16 protein-coding genes, 1 pseudogene and 1 riboswitch are annotated in these 15,863 nt (G+C 35.6%); all 17 genes and pseudogenes read right to left on the bottom strand.

The features are described from left to right. Positions 1-6: 6 nt before the first annotated feature. The 17 genes and pseudogenes from E7B10_RS06340 to E7B10_RS06260 all read right to left on the bottom strand — a co-directional run bounded on the left by E7B10_RS06340 (position 7) and on the right by E7B10_RS06260 (position 15,854). Entirely contained in the window at positions 7-786 is a 780-nt protein-coding gene (locus E7B10_RS06340) for an ABC transporter ATP-binding protein (RefSeq protein WP_287510513.1), read from the bottom strand. Next, the gene (locus tag E7B10_RS06335; protein ID WP_004697920.1) at positions 783-1,832 is read right to left on the bottom strand and encodes an iron ABC transporter permease; all 1,050 of its coding nucleotides are present in this window, start codon (positions 1,830-1,832) and stop codon (positions 783-785) included. Before E7B10_RS06335 ends, E7B10_RS06340 begins: the two co-directional genes overlap by 4 nt. Positions 1,833-1,848: 16 nt before the next feature. After that, positions 1,849-3,021 carry an ABC transporter substrate-binding protein gene (locus E7B10_RS06330; RefSeq protein WP_287510514.1) on the bottom strand — a complete coding sequence of 391 codons (1,173 nt, stop codon included), beginning with the start codon at positions 3,019-3,021 and terminating at the stop codon, positions 1,849-1,851. Between the two features lie 101 nt (positions 3,022-3,122). After that, complete coding sequence (locus E7B10_RS06325) at positions 3,123-4,295, bottom strand: ABC transporter substrate-binding protein (RefSeq protein WP_287510516.1); 1,173 nt, start codon at positions 4,293-4,295, stop codon at positions 3,123-3,125. 201 nt (positions 4,296-4,496) lie between these two features. After that, a riboswitch (cobalamin riboswitch) is annotated at positions 4,497-4,686 on the bottom strand. A 184-nt stretch (positions 4,687-4,870) separates the two neighbouring features. Then, a pseudogene (locus E7B10_RS06320) lies at positions 4,871-5,374 on the bottom strand (GNAT family N-acetyltransferase). A 135-nt stretch (positions 5,375-5,509) separates the two neighbouring features. Further along, positions 5,510-5,929, bottom strand: coding sequence for a GNAT family N-acetyltransferase (locus E7B10_RS06315; protein WP_278461575.1), 420 nt, complete (start codon positions 5,927-5,929; stop codon positions 5,510-5,512). Between the two features lie 14 nt (positions 5,930-5,943). Next, positions 5,944-7,017, bottom strand: coding sequence for a hypothetical protein (locus tag E7B10_RS06310; RefSeq protein ID WP_287510517.1), 1,074 nt, complete (start codon positions 7,015-7,017; stop codon positions 5,944-5,946). A 40-nt stretch (positions 7,018-7,057) separates the two neighbouring features. Beyond that, positions 7,058-7,435, bottom strand: a complete 378-nt coding sequence (locus E7B10_RS06305) for a GNAT family N-acetyltransferase (protein ID WP_287510519.1) — start codon at positions 7,433-7,435, stop codon at positions 7,058-7,060. Positions 7,436-7,534: 99 nt separating this feature from the next. Continuing rightward, positions 7,535-7,837 carry a hypothetical protein gene (locus E7B10_RS06300; RefSeq protein ID WP_278617641.1) on the bottom strand — a complete coding sequence of 101 codons (303 nt, stop codon included), beginning with the start codon at positions 7,835-7,837 and terminating at the stop codon, positions 7,535-7,537. A gap of 2 nt (positions 7,838-7,839) precedes the next feature. After that, positions 7,840-8,163, bottom strand: a complete 324-nt coding sequence (locus E7B10_RS06295; protein WP_278617642.1) for a hypothetical protein — start codon at positions 8,161-8,163, stop codon at positions 7,840-7,842. Positions 8,164-8,171: 8 nt separating this feature from the next. Next, on the bottom strand, positions 8,172-8,582 hold the full coding sequence (locus E7B10_RS06290; RefSeq protein WP_278470224.1) for a hypothetical protein: 411 nt from the start codon (positions 8,580-8,582) through the stop codon (positions 8,172-8,174). Between the two features lie 55 nt (positions 8,583-8,637). After that, a complete protein-coding gene (locus tag E7B10_RS06285) occupies positions 8,638-9,381 on the bottom strand; it encodes a TatD family hydrolase (RefSeq protein ID WP_278470222.1) in 744 nt (247 codons plus the stop codon). Then, positions 9,374-10,660 (bottom strand): Qat anti-phage system QueC-like protein QatC, encoded by a 1,287-nt coding sequence (qatC, locus tag E7B10_RS06280; protein WP_278470221.1) that lies wholly within the window; start codon positions 10,658-10,660, stop codon positions 9,374-9,376. The genes E7B10_RS06285 and qatC overlap by 8 nt, the downstream gene beginning before the upstream one ends. Before the next feature lie 2 nt (positions 10,661-10,662). Next, a complete protein-coding gene (locus E7B10_RS06275; RefSeq protein ID WP_278470219.1) occupies positions 10,663-11,385 on the bottom strand; it encodes a hypothetical protein in 723 nt (240 codons plus the stop codon). A gap of 18 nt (positions 11,386-11,403) precedes the next feature. Then, positions 11,404-13,194 carry a P-loop NTPase fold protein gene (locus E7B10_RS06270; protein ID WP_278470217.1) on the bottom strand — a complete coding sequence of 597 codons (1,791 nt, stop codon included), beginning with the start codon at positions 13,192-13,194 and terminating at the stop codon, positions 11,404-11,406. 170 nt (positions 13,195-13,364) lie between these two features. Then, positions 13,365-14,900, bottom strand: a complete 1,536-nt coding sequence (guaA, locus tag E7B10_RS06265) for a glutamine-hydrolyzing GMP synthase (protein WP_287510520.1) — start codon at positions 14,898-14,900, stop codon at positions 13,365-13,367. An 87-nt stretch (positions 14,901-14,987) separates the two neighbouring features. After that, the gene (locus E7B10_RS06260) at positions 14,988-15,854 is read right to left on the bottom strand and encodes an aldo/keto reductase (RefSeq protein ID WP_278461556.1); all 867 of its coding nucleotides are present in this window, start codon (positions 15,852-15,854) and stop codon (positions 14,988-14,990) included. Positions 15,855-15,863 lie beyond the last annotated feature (9 nt).

Raw genomic sequence — 15,863 nt, 5'->3', positions numbered from 1 at the left:
ATCCTATTAATTAATAATAGCTTCTAATGGAATAACATGAGGTAGCCCATTGTCATCGATATAAATTTTCGTTTTAACACGATATACATCTTCCATCATGGCTTCTGTAAAGATGTCTTTCGGCGCGCCTTGAGCGTATACTGTACCCTCTTTAAGCACGATGATTTCATCTGCGAACATAGCCGCCAAATCAAGATGATGCAATGTTACGAGCGTTGTAAAATCATTTTCTTGAGTCAGATTTTTTAGCAATGTTAACAAGTCAAATTGCTTGTGTAAATCTAAAGCACTTGTCGGTTCATCAAGAATTAGGATTTTAGGTTCTTTTACAAGGGCTTGCGCCATGAACACAAGTTGGCGTTGACCACCGCTGAGCTCCATGATGCTGCGCGATGCAAAGCCCTGTAAGTTCAACCGTTCCAATACCTCTTGTGTGGCTGCAATATCCTCATCACTTACACGGAATGACATGGATCCCATGCGCCCTAGCATAACGACTTCAAAAACAGATAGATTGACTTTACAGTCATTATCTTGAGACAAATAGCTGACTGTACTGCTAAAATCCTTTGTAGAATATTGAGATACAGGTTTACCATTAACGGAAATCTCGCCCTTGCCTTTCAAGATACCCATAATTGTTTTTAAAAGTGTAGATTTACCAGCACCGTTAGTACCAATGAGCGCAGTCAATTTACCTGTTTTGGCAGCAAAATCAACGCCCTTTAAGATTTGTCTGTCTTCCGTAGCGGAATAACCAAAGGTTAGATTATGAACTTCAATCATTTGAAATAGCTCCTTTTCCTAGTTAATACCAACGAGAAGAAGAAAGGTACACCGATGATTGCTGTCACAATACCGATTGGGAACATCGCCCCAGGAACGAGCATCTTACTCGCAATAGATGCGAGAGACAAAATCGCCATGCCACACACTGCAGATAACGGCAAGAAATACCGTTGATCCTCACCCACAAGCATACGTGCAATATGTGGTCCTACAATACCGATAAAACCAATGGTTCCAACGAAAGAAACAGCAACGGCTGTAATGATGGAGATGAAAGCAAACACTTTTACTCGTAAGCTTTCAACATTAACACCAAGACCAGAAGCCTTTTCATCGCCTAATTTTAATGCTGTTAAACGCCAAGATTCACGCATCATGAGCGGAAGCATGATTGCTAGCACGATAAGAACAATAGAGATGTTCACCCAATTTGCCTTAGCTAAACTCCCCATAGTCCAGAACACGATGTTTTGAAGGGCCTCAGGAGATGCCATATATTGCATCAAGGATTGAAGCGCTTGGAACAAGAACATCATGCCGATACCAGCGAGAATCATCGTTTCAGAGGAAAAATTCTTAATCTTATTGATGGAATAGATAAAGAAACTCGTCAAACTAGCAAATACAAAGGCGCCAAATGGAACCATAAAGACACCTAAAAACTCTAATGCACTAGCGCCTACAACAACCATAAGAGATGCACCGAAGCCAGCCCCTGCGGATATACCAAGTGTATACGGGCTAGATAACGGGTTATCAAGGATAGTCTGCATGCCAGCACCAGCAATGCCCAAGGAAGCACCTACGAGCAATGCCATAATGGCCGTCGGAAGACGAATCGACCAAATGATAACATATGCGTTTTTGGAAACCTCTGCTGGGTCTGTTAATGCGAGCCATACATCACTCAAGGTGAGTGATGCAGGGCCCACAATAATATCGGTAACAAAACTTACCGCACAAATGATCAGACCGATGATAATAAACATGAGCTTTTTATAGCTCTGTTTCTTATAATCGTACTGATTGTTAGTTTCTGTCACTACGAAAAACTCCTTTTTAGTTCAAATGCATAAACCAAACGCCACCGTAAGAGAATGGAAGGAATTTATCATAGAATTCCTTAAGTGTGCCTTCCGGATCTACATCCTTGAATTCCTCAGGATAGAATGTTTTAGCTAAGTATTCGAATACTGCAACGTCATATACTTCACGGGGTAAACCATGGTGAGTAGAGAATACGTTTTTAGATTGAACGGCTTTCAATTCAGGCCAGCCTTGACGTTCTGTGGTGAAAGCTTTCAACAATTCTTGAGATTTAGCTTCATTTGTATCAAAGCCTAAACGCATGGAAGTCGGTTTCTTAGGCCAGTAAGAACCAATAATCATGATGATATCTGGGTTTCTTTCCAAAATAAATTCTGGGTTAACAGGGCCTGCTTTTTGAACTACATCTTTTGTAATAAGGTCGCCACCTACTTGCGTTGCTAATGCGCCCCAGGCTACATTTGCACTATACGCAAAACCTAAACCTTCTGGACCTTCGTTACCTGTTTCAATATAAACAGTTGGTTTTGGTTTATTGATTTTGCTAATGCGGTCCATGACTCTTGTTAAACGGTCAGTATAGAACTTGTTGATTTCTGCTGCACGCTCTTCTTTACCCAATGCTTTACCGATAGCTTCAATAGATTTTTGGTGATTTTCAAGCTTTTCAGCATGGTAATCGATATAGATAGTTGGGATACCAGCTGCATCGATTTTAGGTTTGTAATCAGATTCATATTGATCTTTAAAGTATAAAGGCATGAAAATAACATCTGGGTTTAAGGAAATTACTTTTTCCACATCAAATGTTTTGTCATTTACGTTACCGATGAGAGGAATTTTTTCCAACTCTGGCACTTCAGATTTGTAGCGATCCCACATATCTGTACGCAATTTGCTCAAATAAGGGTCCATACCAACAATAGTCTTAGCTACATCTTTACCTTGCAATGCAGCCATAGTCAAGAACGCACCACCGGAAGCACTCAATTGAACTACTACGCGTTCTGCTGGTTTTTTCAACGTAACTTTTTGACCTGTTACGTCTGTAATCTCAATAGATTTACCAGTCTGAGCTGCATCCTTTTTTGCATCCCCAGGGCCACCACATGCAGTCAGGAGCATGCTAACAATCAGTAGAAAAACTGTGGCTAAATAAGCCATAAATTTCTTTTTCTTAACCATAGAATACCTCGATTCCAAACTTAATAAGTTCTAATAAACACAATATATAACAGCATTTATTTGGGTTTTACATCATCAGCTCCTTCACACACAACACAACCCTAATTCATATGCATAAACCAGATGCCACTATAAGAGAATGGCAAGAATTTGTCATAGAACTCTTTAAGTGTAGCTTCAGGATCTACATCCGCAAACTCTTCAGGATAGAAGGTTTTTGCTAAATATTCGAATACGGCTGCATCAAAGACTTCACGTGGAAGACCGTGGTGCGCAGAGTAAACTTGTTTATTTTCAACAGCTTTTAATTCGCTCCAACCTTGACGTTCTGTGGTGAAAGCTTTCAATAACTCTTGAGAAGATGCTTCGGTTGCTTCAAAACCTAAACGCATAGAAGTCGGTTTTTTAGGCCAGTAAGAACCCATGATCATGATAATATCTGGATTTTTCTCAAGTATAAACTCTGGATTAATAGGAGACGTTTTCTTAATAACATCCTTAGTGATGACATCAGCACCAGCCATAGTAGCTAATGCCCCCCAAGAGTAATTACTACTAAAGGAATTACCAAATTCTTCCGGACCATTCATACCAACTTCAAGGTAAACTGTTGGTTTTGGTTTGTTAATTTTACTAACACGATCGAGAACTCTTGTCACGCGATCCGTATAGAACTTGCTGATTTCTGCGGCACGTTCCTCTTTACCCAAAGCCTTACCTATGGCTTCGATAGATTTTTGATGACTTTCAAGTTTTTCAGCATGGTAATCTATATAAATAGTCTGGATACCAGCAGCATCCATTTTTGCTTTTGCATCAGACTCGTACTGATCTTTCAAATCTACAGGAATAAAAATAACATCTGGATTTAATGCCACAACTTGCTCAGCATTAAATGTTTTATCACCGATAGTACCAACTACTGGAATCTTAGCTAACTCAGGCATTTCGGTAGTAAAGTGTTTCCACATATCCGCCCTATAATCCTGCAAAGATGTATCCATGCCGGCAATAACCTTTGGCGTATCCTTACCCATAAGTGCGGAAATCGTAAAGAATGGACCACCGGCACCACTCCATTGCAAAACAACTCTCTCTGCTGGCTTTTTAAGCGTTACCGTACGTCCTGTTACGTCAGTAATCTCGATAGGCTTATTCATCTGAGACGAATCTTTCTTCGTCTCACTAGGACCTCCACATGCAGCGATAAGCATACTAACAATTAGGAGGAAAACCGTGGCTAAATACGCTATGAACTTCTTTTGTTTGAACATAAGTACCTCTCTTCTCTCAACCAAAACTATCACTATAAGTGCACATAAAAAGCCCGTTTCCCCACGAAGAGGAAACGGGCTGTCATCTCAGTTAGACTAACTACCACGCCTAATAAGCTAGCATATAGTATGAGCTTTCAACTATGCATAGCTAGTATAAATTCATCTATATCAATCCCCATCCCTGTCTCTCGCAGGTCAATTGGCAATTGTTAATTAGGCAGTTCTCCTGGCTCCAGTTTAACGTTACTTTGCGCCTTCCCAAAAACTTCAGTGACCGAGAGCATTACACCCTCTATGCAAAGTACCTCGCTGTTACAGTGGCGTGACCGCTTTGGCTTGTACCAAATTCTCTATTAAGTCAATAGACACCTAACCCAATCATATGTGATTTTCCTCATCGTAGCATGAGGGATATACAGTGTCAATAAACGTATAGGGGTACTGCTATCCTTGTAAAATCTACACTTTTCAGCAAAAAAGAAGCTAAAACTCAACCACTAAGCGGAGTCTTAGCTTCTCATTAGGACAATTGGTAAAAATGTCCGTCAAATTCTATAATTTATTTTTATCGATTAATAACTTTTCCTCTGCAATTCAAGGCGCATTTGATACCATTTAGCACCGCCATGATCCGACGTTGACTCCCCTTCATTCACAAAACCAAACTTGGCATAAAAAGGAATCTTTTCTTCCTTACAGGTTAGAATTACACCCTTTCAGTTTTCCTCTCTCGCAAGGTCGATAAACGCCCCAATTAACTGACCACCTACACCGCGATTTCGATATTCTGGCATTGTATTTAAGCCAAATATCATCTGCCATGCGCCGTTAGGGTTATGTAACGAAGCATCAGCAAACATCTCATCCGTTAAGACTTCATCATCCGTTACAAATCCATCGATAAAACCAATCGGTGTATCGCCGTCAAAGGCAATTAAAAACTGACCTGCATAATGATCTAATCGATCCTTAAAAGCCTCACGAGGCGCAGCTTCAGCCGGAGGGAAACAAGTCGCTTCTATATGTGTCACTAAATCTAAATCAGAGGTTGTCGCTTTTCGTATTAATATATCCATATCCTTCTCCATCGTATCTACATATCGGTTTTATCATATACCGTTTATAAAACAAAGGCTACACATAACTCTATGTACGTGTAGCCTTTTATTAACAATTTGACCAGTTACTTGCTATACAAATTATCCGACCAATCATCTTTTCGTATATTTAGGTACATTACGATATTGCATCGGTAAGGAATTTTCCTTTACCTTAAACCCATGCTTCTCATAAAAGGTCGCATTCTTGCTTTCGCCAATCATAACATTGATGTACAAATACGATTTGTAAGCATCTTTCACCATTTCAAGCAATTGCCCTGCAATACCTCGGCCATGATACTCAGGATGAACCAAAACATAATTGATGAAGCATACCAACTCACTATCGTCCATAAGACGAATAAGACCTATTAAACGGTCTCCATCCCAAGCAGTAATCACGCGCGAGGAGTTCATCAAAGCCTTGTATAATCGGTCAGGATATTTACCTACCACCCAACGAACAGATAGAAATAACTCTGCTACCTGCTGAGACGTAAAATATCTTTCTTCAGTATACTTAATAGTCATAAAAAGCCTTTATATTATCTAAAAGTCCAAGGATTTCTTAAAGTAGTAGCCTTATTAAAGGTTAATGTACAGAGTGTAGGATTTTCTTTATCTAAGTAAGCAATAAAAACTATTTTATTAATCAATTTCTCTTTTACCATCATCGCTTTTTCAGCATCGTGATACATATATTCACGAAGCAATTCCGGAAGAGTAAACCGAATACTAAGGCTGTAAATCTCATCGTTATTAACTATTGGTACTATAATCCATTCATCAGGTTTATCTGGATCAAAATGTATTGATACTTGTTGGTGCGGATTAGCTTTCAATAACTCATTAAATTCTGAATTAGCTAATAGAGGAATCATATATACACTATTTATTGTAGCCAAATATATAAATTGATTTTCAATATTATTCTTTAAATCCATTATCAGCTTTTTTAAATCAATATCAAATAAATATTCATCCCAACAATAAGAAGATCTCCTATAATATGCCACTTCATCACGAATTAATTCTGAAAATGTCCTTTTGAAACTATTAAATTCAGTATCATCTATACCTGAATCATCCATCAATTCATCTATTATTTGTTGAATAAGGTTTATGATATCTTTATATACATCACTAGATAAATCAATTAAATGTATTTTATGAGCAATTGCATAACGTTGTGCAGGATTTGAAAAACCAGATGTAGAAAAGATAGCATAATGATATTGATAACGTTTAACAGATAATTGCTCCGTACTCAAATTTACAGTAGAGTAGTTAGTATTAATATCATTTAAAATCCCAACGCCCACTCTAACTCTATCAATACCAACTTTTGTGCTTGCATAACACTTTGCTTCTACAAATAAGCGCAAAGGATATACAAAAGGAGGCGTGATTCTAAAAGTCCCCAATGTGTCAAACTGATGATAACCTCCACGTCCTCGAACATTTAAACCATTATGTTTACTTTCTATTTCTTGTTCGCCATGCGGTACACCAGGTTCATAAGGAATATTGCTCTCTGTAATTACTTCATAACCATTCACTTCGATAAGTTTTGATAATACTATCTCTAAAAGGTATCCTTTTGCTTGCTGTTTATTCATGCTACTGCGCTCCTAAGTTATAAGTGCCAAACGTATTTTTCTACAACCTCTTGCTCATATAGATAACATCGTCCATAGGGTTATGATAATACGGCTCGCATTCAACAAAGCCATGCTTCTTATACAAATGGATTGCTGCTTGCAACGGTTCAATTGTATCTAGCACCATTTCTTTATATCCAGAGGCCTTAGCGTGGTCCATGATGCTTTCAATAAGACGATCACCTAACGCATGTCCACGCCCTGCGGGACGTACGTAGAGGCGTTTCATTTCACAGCGCATATCACTATGCTGATAATAGGCCACCATTCCTAGCACTATCTCATTTTCATCAATGGCAACCAATAACTCACCATTGGGTGCCGTATATTTTTCAGCAATATCGGCTAATTCCTTATCTAAATTCTGAAAGGACAAATCGCGACCAAGCCATTGTCTCTGTAATCAACTCTTTTACTTGATCTAAATACGGTTTTCCATCAACAATCTTAATCATTTAAACTCCAATAATAGTGATTACTTTAACTTTCGCATCTCACGAATAAACGCCTCTGCCTCTTGTAGATTCTTAGGGAATTCAAAATAAATACATTGCTCATGTCCACAATAAGGATTTCGGAAGTCATAGCCGCTCAACAACAAATACTCGATAATCTTCCATTCTTTATCATTAGATTTTTTAGGAGCCTTGAACTTCTCGTTCACAAAGTACATTTTACCTTTACATGTAGGGCAAGTTTTATTTCTGTTAAACAACTCATAGTTTGTGCCCTCCGACAAGGAGATCCGGCAGGTTACACATACATTTTTATAGCCCATAGTTATTTACTCCCATATGGTTTATGTTGAAAGATTTCTTTTACAATCCCTTCACCAACAATATTTCCGCCTTCCATGATAAAGAACTCAGTACCTGCTTGTAGAGCAGAGTAATCTACAGTTTCATAAAGTGGCAGCGCATTAGCTTCTATTTGTTTATTAAAGATGACATCCTCACCATCAATAAAGTTAATACCAAGATATTCCTCAGTACCTTTTATAACGATATGAGGATAGTACATTCCATTATTTAAATTAGGTGGAGTTCTCCTCTTCTTGCTAAAGAAAGTAACTGTACAGCCAATAGTAAAATCTAAATTACTCATTTCGAGCCTCATTCAACTACATATACCATATCACCTTTAAAGTATATGTTCATTATACAGTGTACGGGATTCCCTTCGGTCCATAACCAACCCTGGAAAACAGCGTGTCCCCAATTATAGGTCTCCGTAATGACCTCAAATTCACTTTCACTATATTCCTGCTGATACTGAGGTAACTCAATTCTTTTACCTGTGAAAGTATCTAGAATTGTATTATTAAACACGAGAATTTCAAAAAAATCTATATCGCACGTCTCAAATACAACTTGAGCCTTATGAGTCTGTTCAGTACCATTTTCATAGGAGAAAATATAATCAAATATAAGGATCAAATTATCATCTGTGTATTCTATTTTCTGTACTCGCGCATCATGGAGAGAATATTTGGAATGATTGCCAAAAGATCTAGTAATATGCATAATTCCTCGAATCAAATAGTTCATGAAAATAAAACTGCTTATCAGCAATGTGGTTTTAATAATTATCTTCGATAATCCTTTTAGAATTATCTATTATTACGTCTATTACATGTTGAAGTGTACATTTTTTTATTTTGGCTATGCCTTTAATAGTTTCAAAAAAAATATCTCTAGAATATACTTTTTTTGTCCTCTTGGTGAATGGCGCATCTGTTTCTAAAACTACTCTTGACAATGGAGTTAATTCTATTATCTTTCTACCATTAGTAGTACTAATCATATCTAGATTAATAGAAATATAAATATTCTCATCTTTAGACATAGCTGCTAAGAGTTTATTAACCTTACCTGTATACCAATGTAAAATATATATACAACTACCTTTTTGTAAAAAATCAAATATAATATCATCTGCATTTCTTGAATGAATAGAAATTATTTTTTTGCCAATCTTATTACATTCTATTATTATTTCTTTAAATATTTCTATCTGCTTATCAATATAAGAAATTGAATAGGATGATTTATCTAAACCGACTTCACCTATAAAACGTGCATGTTTTATATATTGTAAAAATAGCTTCATTTCATTTGGATACTCCAGAACTAACTGTGGATGATATCCTAATGCAATTTTTATATAGGGCTCATCCCCAAACAAATTATTATACTTCTTATATAATTGGGGAATATTTGTCATTGCAATTAACCCAATATTATATTCTTTAGCTTTTTTTAATAAAGAAAATTTATCATTGTATAGATCTGGATGACAATGAAAATCTATTATATCAATCATTTCTTATAATCTCCGATATAAATCTATTAATTTCATCAATACCACGACAATACATTTCAGCCAAACTATTTAAATTCTCATCTAAAACACCGGATTTTTGTATTTCAAGTATCGCACTACTTTTCTTAAATTTTCTTATTTTCTGTAAAAATGCATTTTTATTTAACTTTGCCACTTCAGACTTAGTCAACAAAAAATCTCTAACAATGGTTTTATCCTCTCCAAAAGCATTAAACAAAGCAGCCCTTCTAATTATACAAGGTATACAGGAACCACAATGCATTGTTTCACTATGTTTACTATATCGTCCTAAATCAGGATGAGAACAAGACATTGTTTTAACATAATTTGTTTTTAATAGCTCTTGATTTTTACATTCTAATACCATTTCTCCTTTTGTTTTAATCTGATATGGATTTTTGATTGATATTTTTAATTCCATTTTTTTTACCAGATCCTTTAATTTTTTTATATAATACGGATGCGTCGTACGGGTACTACTACTTCCAAACCTAGCCCCTGATAAAGGTATATTTAAAGATATAAAGCCATTTTCAGGAATATACATTTCTGTATCTACATTAAATGCAGATGCCATTACTATTGCATGTGAAAAAAACATAAAAGAACGAGTTCTCGTTGTATCTTCAAATGCATGCTTACAAGCTACATAAAATTGTATATAATCAGAATCATCTAGTCCATAAGTATCTTTCAAACACGTAAACACCTTATCTTGATATTCCTTGGTTCCTTTTCCACCACCATAATGACTAATAAATAAAATTTTATTCTTTTCTTCTTCCAATAAGTCTATAGCTCCGATAAATGAATCGAGTCCACCTGATAATAAACATACTTTATCATAATACTTAATATCAGTTTTTTCATATCTTTTACTTTTATAATATATATCTTCATCCAACTTAACCTTTTCCCTAAAGGAAAATTCCCAATTATCTCCACTTAAAAAATTAATCATTTCTTCTAACAAGGGCTTATTGCTATTCCAAAAATCAATATTTGAAACCGGTACATTTAATTCAATTGTTCTTGTCCAATTATCCAATTGTTTATTACGTAAAATTTTTCGATCCATCGCAAATACAAATACTGAAATATAGAGCAAATCAACAGCCAATGGTGAAAACTTACCATTAAACTTCATCTTTTTATCCCAAAAATGAAATCCAATATCCGAAGAACAATTAATATCTATATAATCATCATAACCATCTGGAACATTATTTTTTTTATCATTACTACAAAAAACCTTCACAACTAAGCCTCCATAATTTCTAAACACATTTTAAAAATACCATCATACATATCTTTAGAAAAAATATTATCCTTATTTTGTTTAAAAGCCTCTTCAACACTTGCTTTTATATAATCCTGCATAGACGCTTCGACTTGAACTAACTCATCTAGATTATTTCCATATTTTTCAAAAGAATATCCAAAATCCACAAGCATTTGTTGCCAAATTAAATCAGAAAAAAAGTATTGCATAAGTACTATTGCAGCGTCAGAATCTAGTTTATCATCATCTAAATTTAATTCTAAAAGTTTTTCTAAAGTATTTGCTGTAGCTGTTCTTATTGCAATGTCATTTTTAGATACGGCCTCTTCTTGCACATAATTAACTAACTTCGACATTGCTTCTTGCAAAGAACTACCTTTTATAGATATTCCAATATTATTAAGAGTTTGCGATATACCGTTTTTAACAAAACTTTCAAATACATTACCAAGCTTTATAGTTGCATTCTTACCAATATTGCCAATAAGTCTACTTGAACCACCAGAGGCTTTAATATAAGTGCGCGCTATTTGTTTAGGAGAACCTATAGTCTTATTAGAAGAGATATATTTACTCATCAAACCTTTTGCTGCAGTCCAATCAGATCTATGACTTTCAATCTTTTTATCATCATCTAAATTAAAATCATCTGGTAATAATCCTCTACCCACTTTACCTTTAAATGAACTTGATGTCCCCATGCTATCCTCCTCCAACTATTAAATTATCTTTTTATTCTTATCATCCCAGATTTCTAGCAAACTATTAATGTCTACTTCATTAATAATTTTTAAAGCTTCTACATGAACAATCATTGCTTTAGTTATATCATTTGCTGGAATCAATTTTAACTTACTTACCGCTTCGCGGAAGCACTGATTATTAGTTTGTACAATCTCTACAATCCCCTTTATTACATTAATATTTTTCTTTGCCTTATTAGTAATAAAAGAGTTATATAATATATCTATCATAGTATTACACTCAGCCTCAGAAATCTCTTTAATAAGTCCTTGTGCACGAGTTATTAAAATATCACTATCGCCCAAATAAGCATCAATTATTTTAGCTGCAGAATCAGAAAGTTTAATATTCGATACATAATTGAATATAGTATTGGTATTTCTTGATAGATAAAAATATGGCTCTAAATTTTCTTGTTCAATATTAGGATCTTCGTTCATCCACTTCTCAAACCAATCATCTTTCCATTTTTTTTCATGACTGCTATTTGTATTCTTTTGTTTCTTAGTTTCCACATTACCATAAGATTTATATGCATTTAAAAATAAATCTAACTCGCCTTTGCCATATAAATCTATAAAGTCCATAAAAATATTAGGTTTAACATATTGAAGCATCATCATTTTTACAAGTACTTGCTCATTTATTTTAATATTTTTGAGTTTTGCAACATTTTTTCTCATTTCAAATTCATTTAAAAACCGTTTGAACTGTCTTGGATTACCATTTAAACCACTGTTTAGCAAGGATGATATCCTTTTCGACAAGCTATATGCATCCAAAATTTTTTCTCTATTAGAAGGCTCAATATTATCAGGTAATTGAAACTTTGTTGTATTTAATCTAAACTGTTCAATACACTTAGTTTTAAAATTCGCAAATGATTGATTATCTATCAATTTAGAACAAAATAACAATGTCAGATACATTTCTGTTTCTGATACCGTCATTGTAGGTATTCTTATAGGATATTGTATTATTTTTTCTAAATATTCTTTACCAATATTTATTTTGTGTTCTACATCAAATATACTATCAGAATATTTTTGACGAATTGCATACGAAATTTGTCTCTCGTCAGCTCCAAAAACAAATGCTACTTTCCCATCAAACAAGAATAGTCTCATTGCTTCGAATATTTCTAATATAGTATCTGGTAAACATCTGTCCATTTCATCTATATATATTACAACACGAGAAAGCCCACTTTCTTGAATTAAGGAACCGAACTGTTCTCTAAAATTTGATATATCATCTCTAAGTGATTTATGTGAAGTTAGTGCTTCATAATTTTCTTTAATATTTCTAATGTATGACTCTATATCACTACCTATCATCTTAGTCATTTCACCAAAATTAAGTGGATTTATAATAGTTGACATAATAGTCGGAGCATTTTTTACTAGCAGAGTAGATAAATCAAATAAATTTATACTTCGTCTTAACTTTACAAGCTTATTTGTTGGTTTTTCTTTTTGTTCTAGTTCTATTTCAAGTCCATCTAAAATACGGTTAATCACAGTTTTTTTAGTATCACCATAATCCTCAAATAACCAAGCATTAAAGTTTATAATCATAATACTTTTATCTAATTCTTTAAGAGAATTCTGACTAATTGACATAATACTTGATTTACCACTTCCCCAATCTCCATAAACCCCAATACTTGCTGGTAATAAGCTATCATCCATTATTATATGATTAACTAAATCAGCAATATATTCAAAATCAATAAAATCGATATTTGACTCACTATCTTTCCACATATCTAACTTTTCACTCCCCAGCTACACCAAAAGCCTCCCATCAAATGACGGGAGGCTTTTTATACACACTAAAATTCAATAACTCCCTTTCAAACTTATTCTTTTACCTTTCAGTTGAATTCAGTATTACTCAAAAGTACAGTTAGTGAATTTAAAATCAATATTTCTTATTATTCCCACTCAATTGTAGCGGGTGGTTTTGATGTAATATCGTACACGATACGGTTGATGTGTTGTACTTCGTTTACGATACGACGGGAGATTGTGTCCAATACGTCGTAAGGGATGCGCGCCCAGTCAGCAGTCATGAAGTCTGTTGTTGTTACGCCACGCAATGCCAATGTATAGTCGTATGTACGGAAATCACCCATAACGCCTACGGTACGTGTAGATGTTAATACTGCAAAGTACTGGTTGATGCTGCGATCAAGACCAGCTTTTGCAATTTCATCACGGAAGATGTAGTCCGCATCACGCAAGATGTCGAGTTTCTCTTTCGTGATTTCGCCCATTACGCGGATAGCAAGGCCAGGACCTGGGAATGGTTGACGCCATACTAGGTAATCAGCCAAGCCTAATTCAGCACCAAGTTCACGCACTTCGTCTTTGAAGAGGTTACGCAATGGCTCGATAAGGCCTTTAAAGTCTACAACTGCAGGCAAGCCGCCTACATTGTGGTGAGATTTGATAACTTCTGCTTCACCAGTACCGGACTCGATAACGTCAGGGTAAATAGTACCTTGCGCCAAGTAATCAACGGAACCGATTTTACGACCTTCGTCTTCGAATACGCGGATAAATTCTTCACCGATAGCTTTACGTTTAGCTTCTGGATCTTCAAGGCCAGCTAATTTATCTAAGAAACGTTTTTCTGCATCGACGCGGATAAAATGCATACCGGAATCTTTGAAAGCTGCTTCTACTTCGTCACCTTCGTTTTTACGCATTAAACCATGATCAACAAAGATACAAGTCAATTGGTCGCCCACAGCTTTAGAAATAAGAGCTGCTGCAACGGAGCTATCTACACCACCAGACAACGCCAACAATACTTTGCCATCGCCTACAGTGTTGCGGATTTCTTCAATAGCAGTTTTTGCATAGTTTGCCATTGTCCATGTGCCTGTGAAGCCACATACTTCGTACAAGAAGTTGTGAAGCATTTCTTTACCATGTTCAGTGTGCAATACTTCTGCATGGTATTGCATAGCATATAGTTTACGTTCTTTATTTTGCATGGATGCAACAGGACAATCCTTAGTATGTGCTACGATTTCAAAGCCTTCAGGAACCTTCGCTACATAGTCAACGTGGGACATCCAAACAACTTGGTCTTCTTCCAAGCCTTTGAACAATGGAGATGTAGTATCCACTTTAGTAGGTGTTTTACCGAATTCACGGTTGTCCGCAGATTTAACTTCGCCACCTAATGTATGCGCCATAAATTGCATGCCATAGCACATGCCAAGAATAGGAATACCAAGTTCAAAAATCTCTTTCTCAATTTTTGGAGAGTTTTCTTCATACACGCTGTTAGGACCGCCTGTGAAGATGATACCTTGCGGTTTCAATTCCTTAATTTTTTCCAGCGCTTTGTTGTATGGATATACTTCGCAGTATACGTGATTTTCACGAACACGGCGCGCAATCAATTGGTTATATTGACCACCAAAGTCAACAACAATTACAAATTCCTTGTTTTCCATAATTCCTCCATTAAGCAAGAAGTTGTATTTTACAATACTTTCACATATATATTTACAAATTAACTTTATTTACGTTATCTGCCAAAATTAGCCATGAATTTCAACACCTAATACCGATCGTACAAATTCCGGATCAAAATGTTTTGTTCTAGATCCACCATATCCCAAATCAAGTGTTGAAATAGATTCCATCTCATCTTGTGAAAGCTCAAAATCCCATACATTTATATTTTCAATCATTCGTTCTTTATGAGTCGTTTTAGGTATGACAACAACGCCACGTTGAATATTCCACCGTAACACCACTTGCCCAACCGTTTTGTCATGAGTCTCTGCAATATCTTGTAAGAGTTTCTCCTCAAATGGACTATATCGCCCGCCGCCTAATGGTGCCCATGCCTCAGGCAGAACATCATAATACTTCATCGTATCTAACGCATCCGGTTGTTGAAAGTAAGGATGTAGCTCGATTTGGTTTACTGCTGGCTTTATATCTACGTTTTCACAAAAATTCGTCAAAACATTAGGATAGAAATTACTTACACCAATATCCATTAAACGACCATCACGATAAGCTTGTTCTAATCCACGCCAAGCGCTAAAATAGTCTCCCATGGCTTGATGCAATAAATATAAATCAATATACTCGAGCCCTAAATTCCTTAACGATTGATCAATCCCCTCATCCACATCATAGGCATTCATATCTTGAACCCACAACTTGGATGTGATAAATAAATCTTCACGTTTTACTTTACCCATAGCAATTGCTTCCGCAATAGCTTCACCTACGGCCGCTTCGTTTCCATATACAGCTGCTGTATCAAACAAACGATAGCCTACATCAATTGCATCAAGTACGATCTGTTTACATTGCATTAAATCAGTAACCTGAAAAACGCCAAATCCCAACATTGGCATCCGAGCACCGGTATTGAGGGTTGCATATTCCATTATTATCTC

It is taken from the genome of Veillonella sp. (genome assembly GCF_032470285.1).
In the GTDB taxonomy this organism is placed as follows: Bacteria; Bacillota; Negativicutes; order Veillonellales; family Veillonellaceae; genus Veillonella.
The sequence above is the reverse complement of the archived record's forward strand: the minus strand, read 5'-3'. Positions and strand labels throughout refer to the sequence as shown.

Coding starts and splice junctions, on each gene's coding strand:
- E7B10_RS06340 (WP_287510513.1), bottom strand. CDS start 786: ATGATTGAAGTTCATAATCTAACCTTTGGTTATTCCGCTACGGAAGAC.
- E7B10_RS06270 (WP_278470217.1), bottom strand. CDS start 13,194: ATGTGGAAAGATAGTGAGTCAAATATCGATTTTATTGATTTTGAATAT.
- E7B10_RS06260 (WP_278461556.1), bottom strand. CDS start 15,854: ATGGAATATGCAACCCTCAATACCGGTGCTCGGATGCCAATGTTGGGA.
- E7B10_RS06310 (WP_287510517.1), bottom strand. CDS start 7,017: ATGAATAAACAGCAAGCAAAAGGATACCTTTTAGAGATAGTATTATCA.
- guaA (WP_287510520.1), bottom strand. CDS start 14,900: ATGGAAAACAAGGAATTTGTAATTGTTGTTGACTTTGGTGGTCAATAT.
- E7B10_RS06330 (WP_287510514.1), bottom strand. CDS start 3,021: ATGGTTAAGAAAAAGAAATTTATGGCTTATTTAGCCACAGTTTTTCTA.
- E7B10_RS06295 (WP_278617642.1), bottom strand. CDS start 8,163: ATGAGTAATTTAGATTTTACTATTGGCTGTACAGTTACTTTCTTTAGC.
- E7B10_RS06300 (WP_278617641.1), bottom strand. CDS start 7,837: ATGGGCTATAAAAATGTATGTGTAACCTGCCGGATCTCCTTGTCGGAG.
- E7B10_RS06275 (WP_278470219.1), bottom strand. CDS start 11,385: ATGGGGACATCAAGTTCATTTAAAGGTAAAGTGGGTAGAGGATTATTA.
- E7B10_RS06325 (WP_287510516.1), bottom strand. CDS start 4,295: ATGTTCAAACAAAAGAAGTTCATAGCGTATTTAGCCACGGTTTTCCTC.
- E7B10_RS06315 (WP_278461575.1), bottom strand. CDS start 5,929: ATGACTATTAAGTATACTGAAGAAAGATATTTTACGTCTCAGCAGGTA.
- E7B10_RS06290 (WP_278470224.1), bottom strand. CDS start 8,582: ATGCATATTACTAGATCTTTTGGCAATCATTCCAAATATTCTCTCCAT.
- E7B10_RS06285 (WP_278470222.1), bottom strand. CDS start 9,381: ATGATTGATATAATAGATTTTCATTGTCATCCAGATCTATACAATGAT.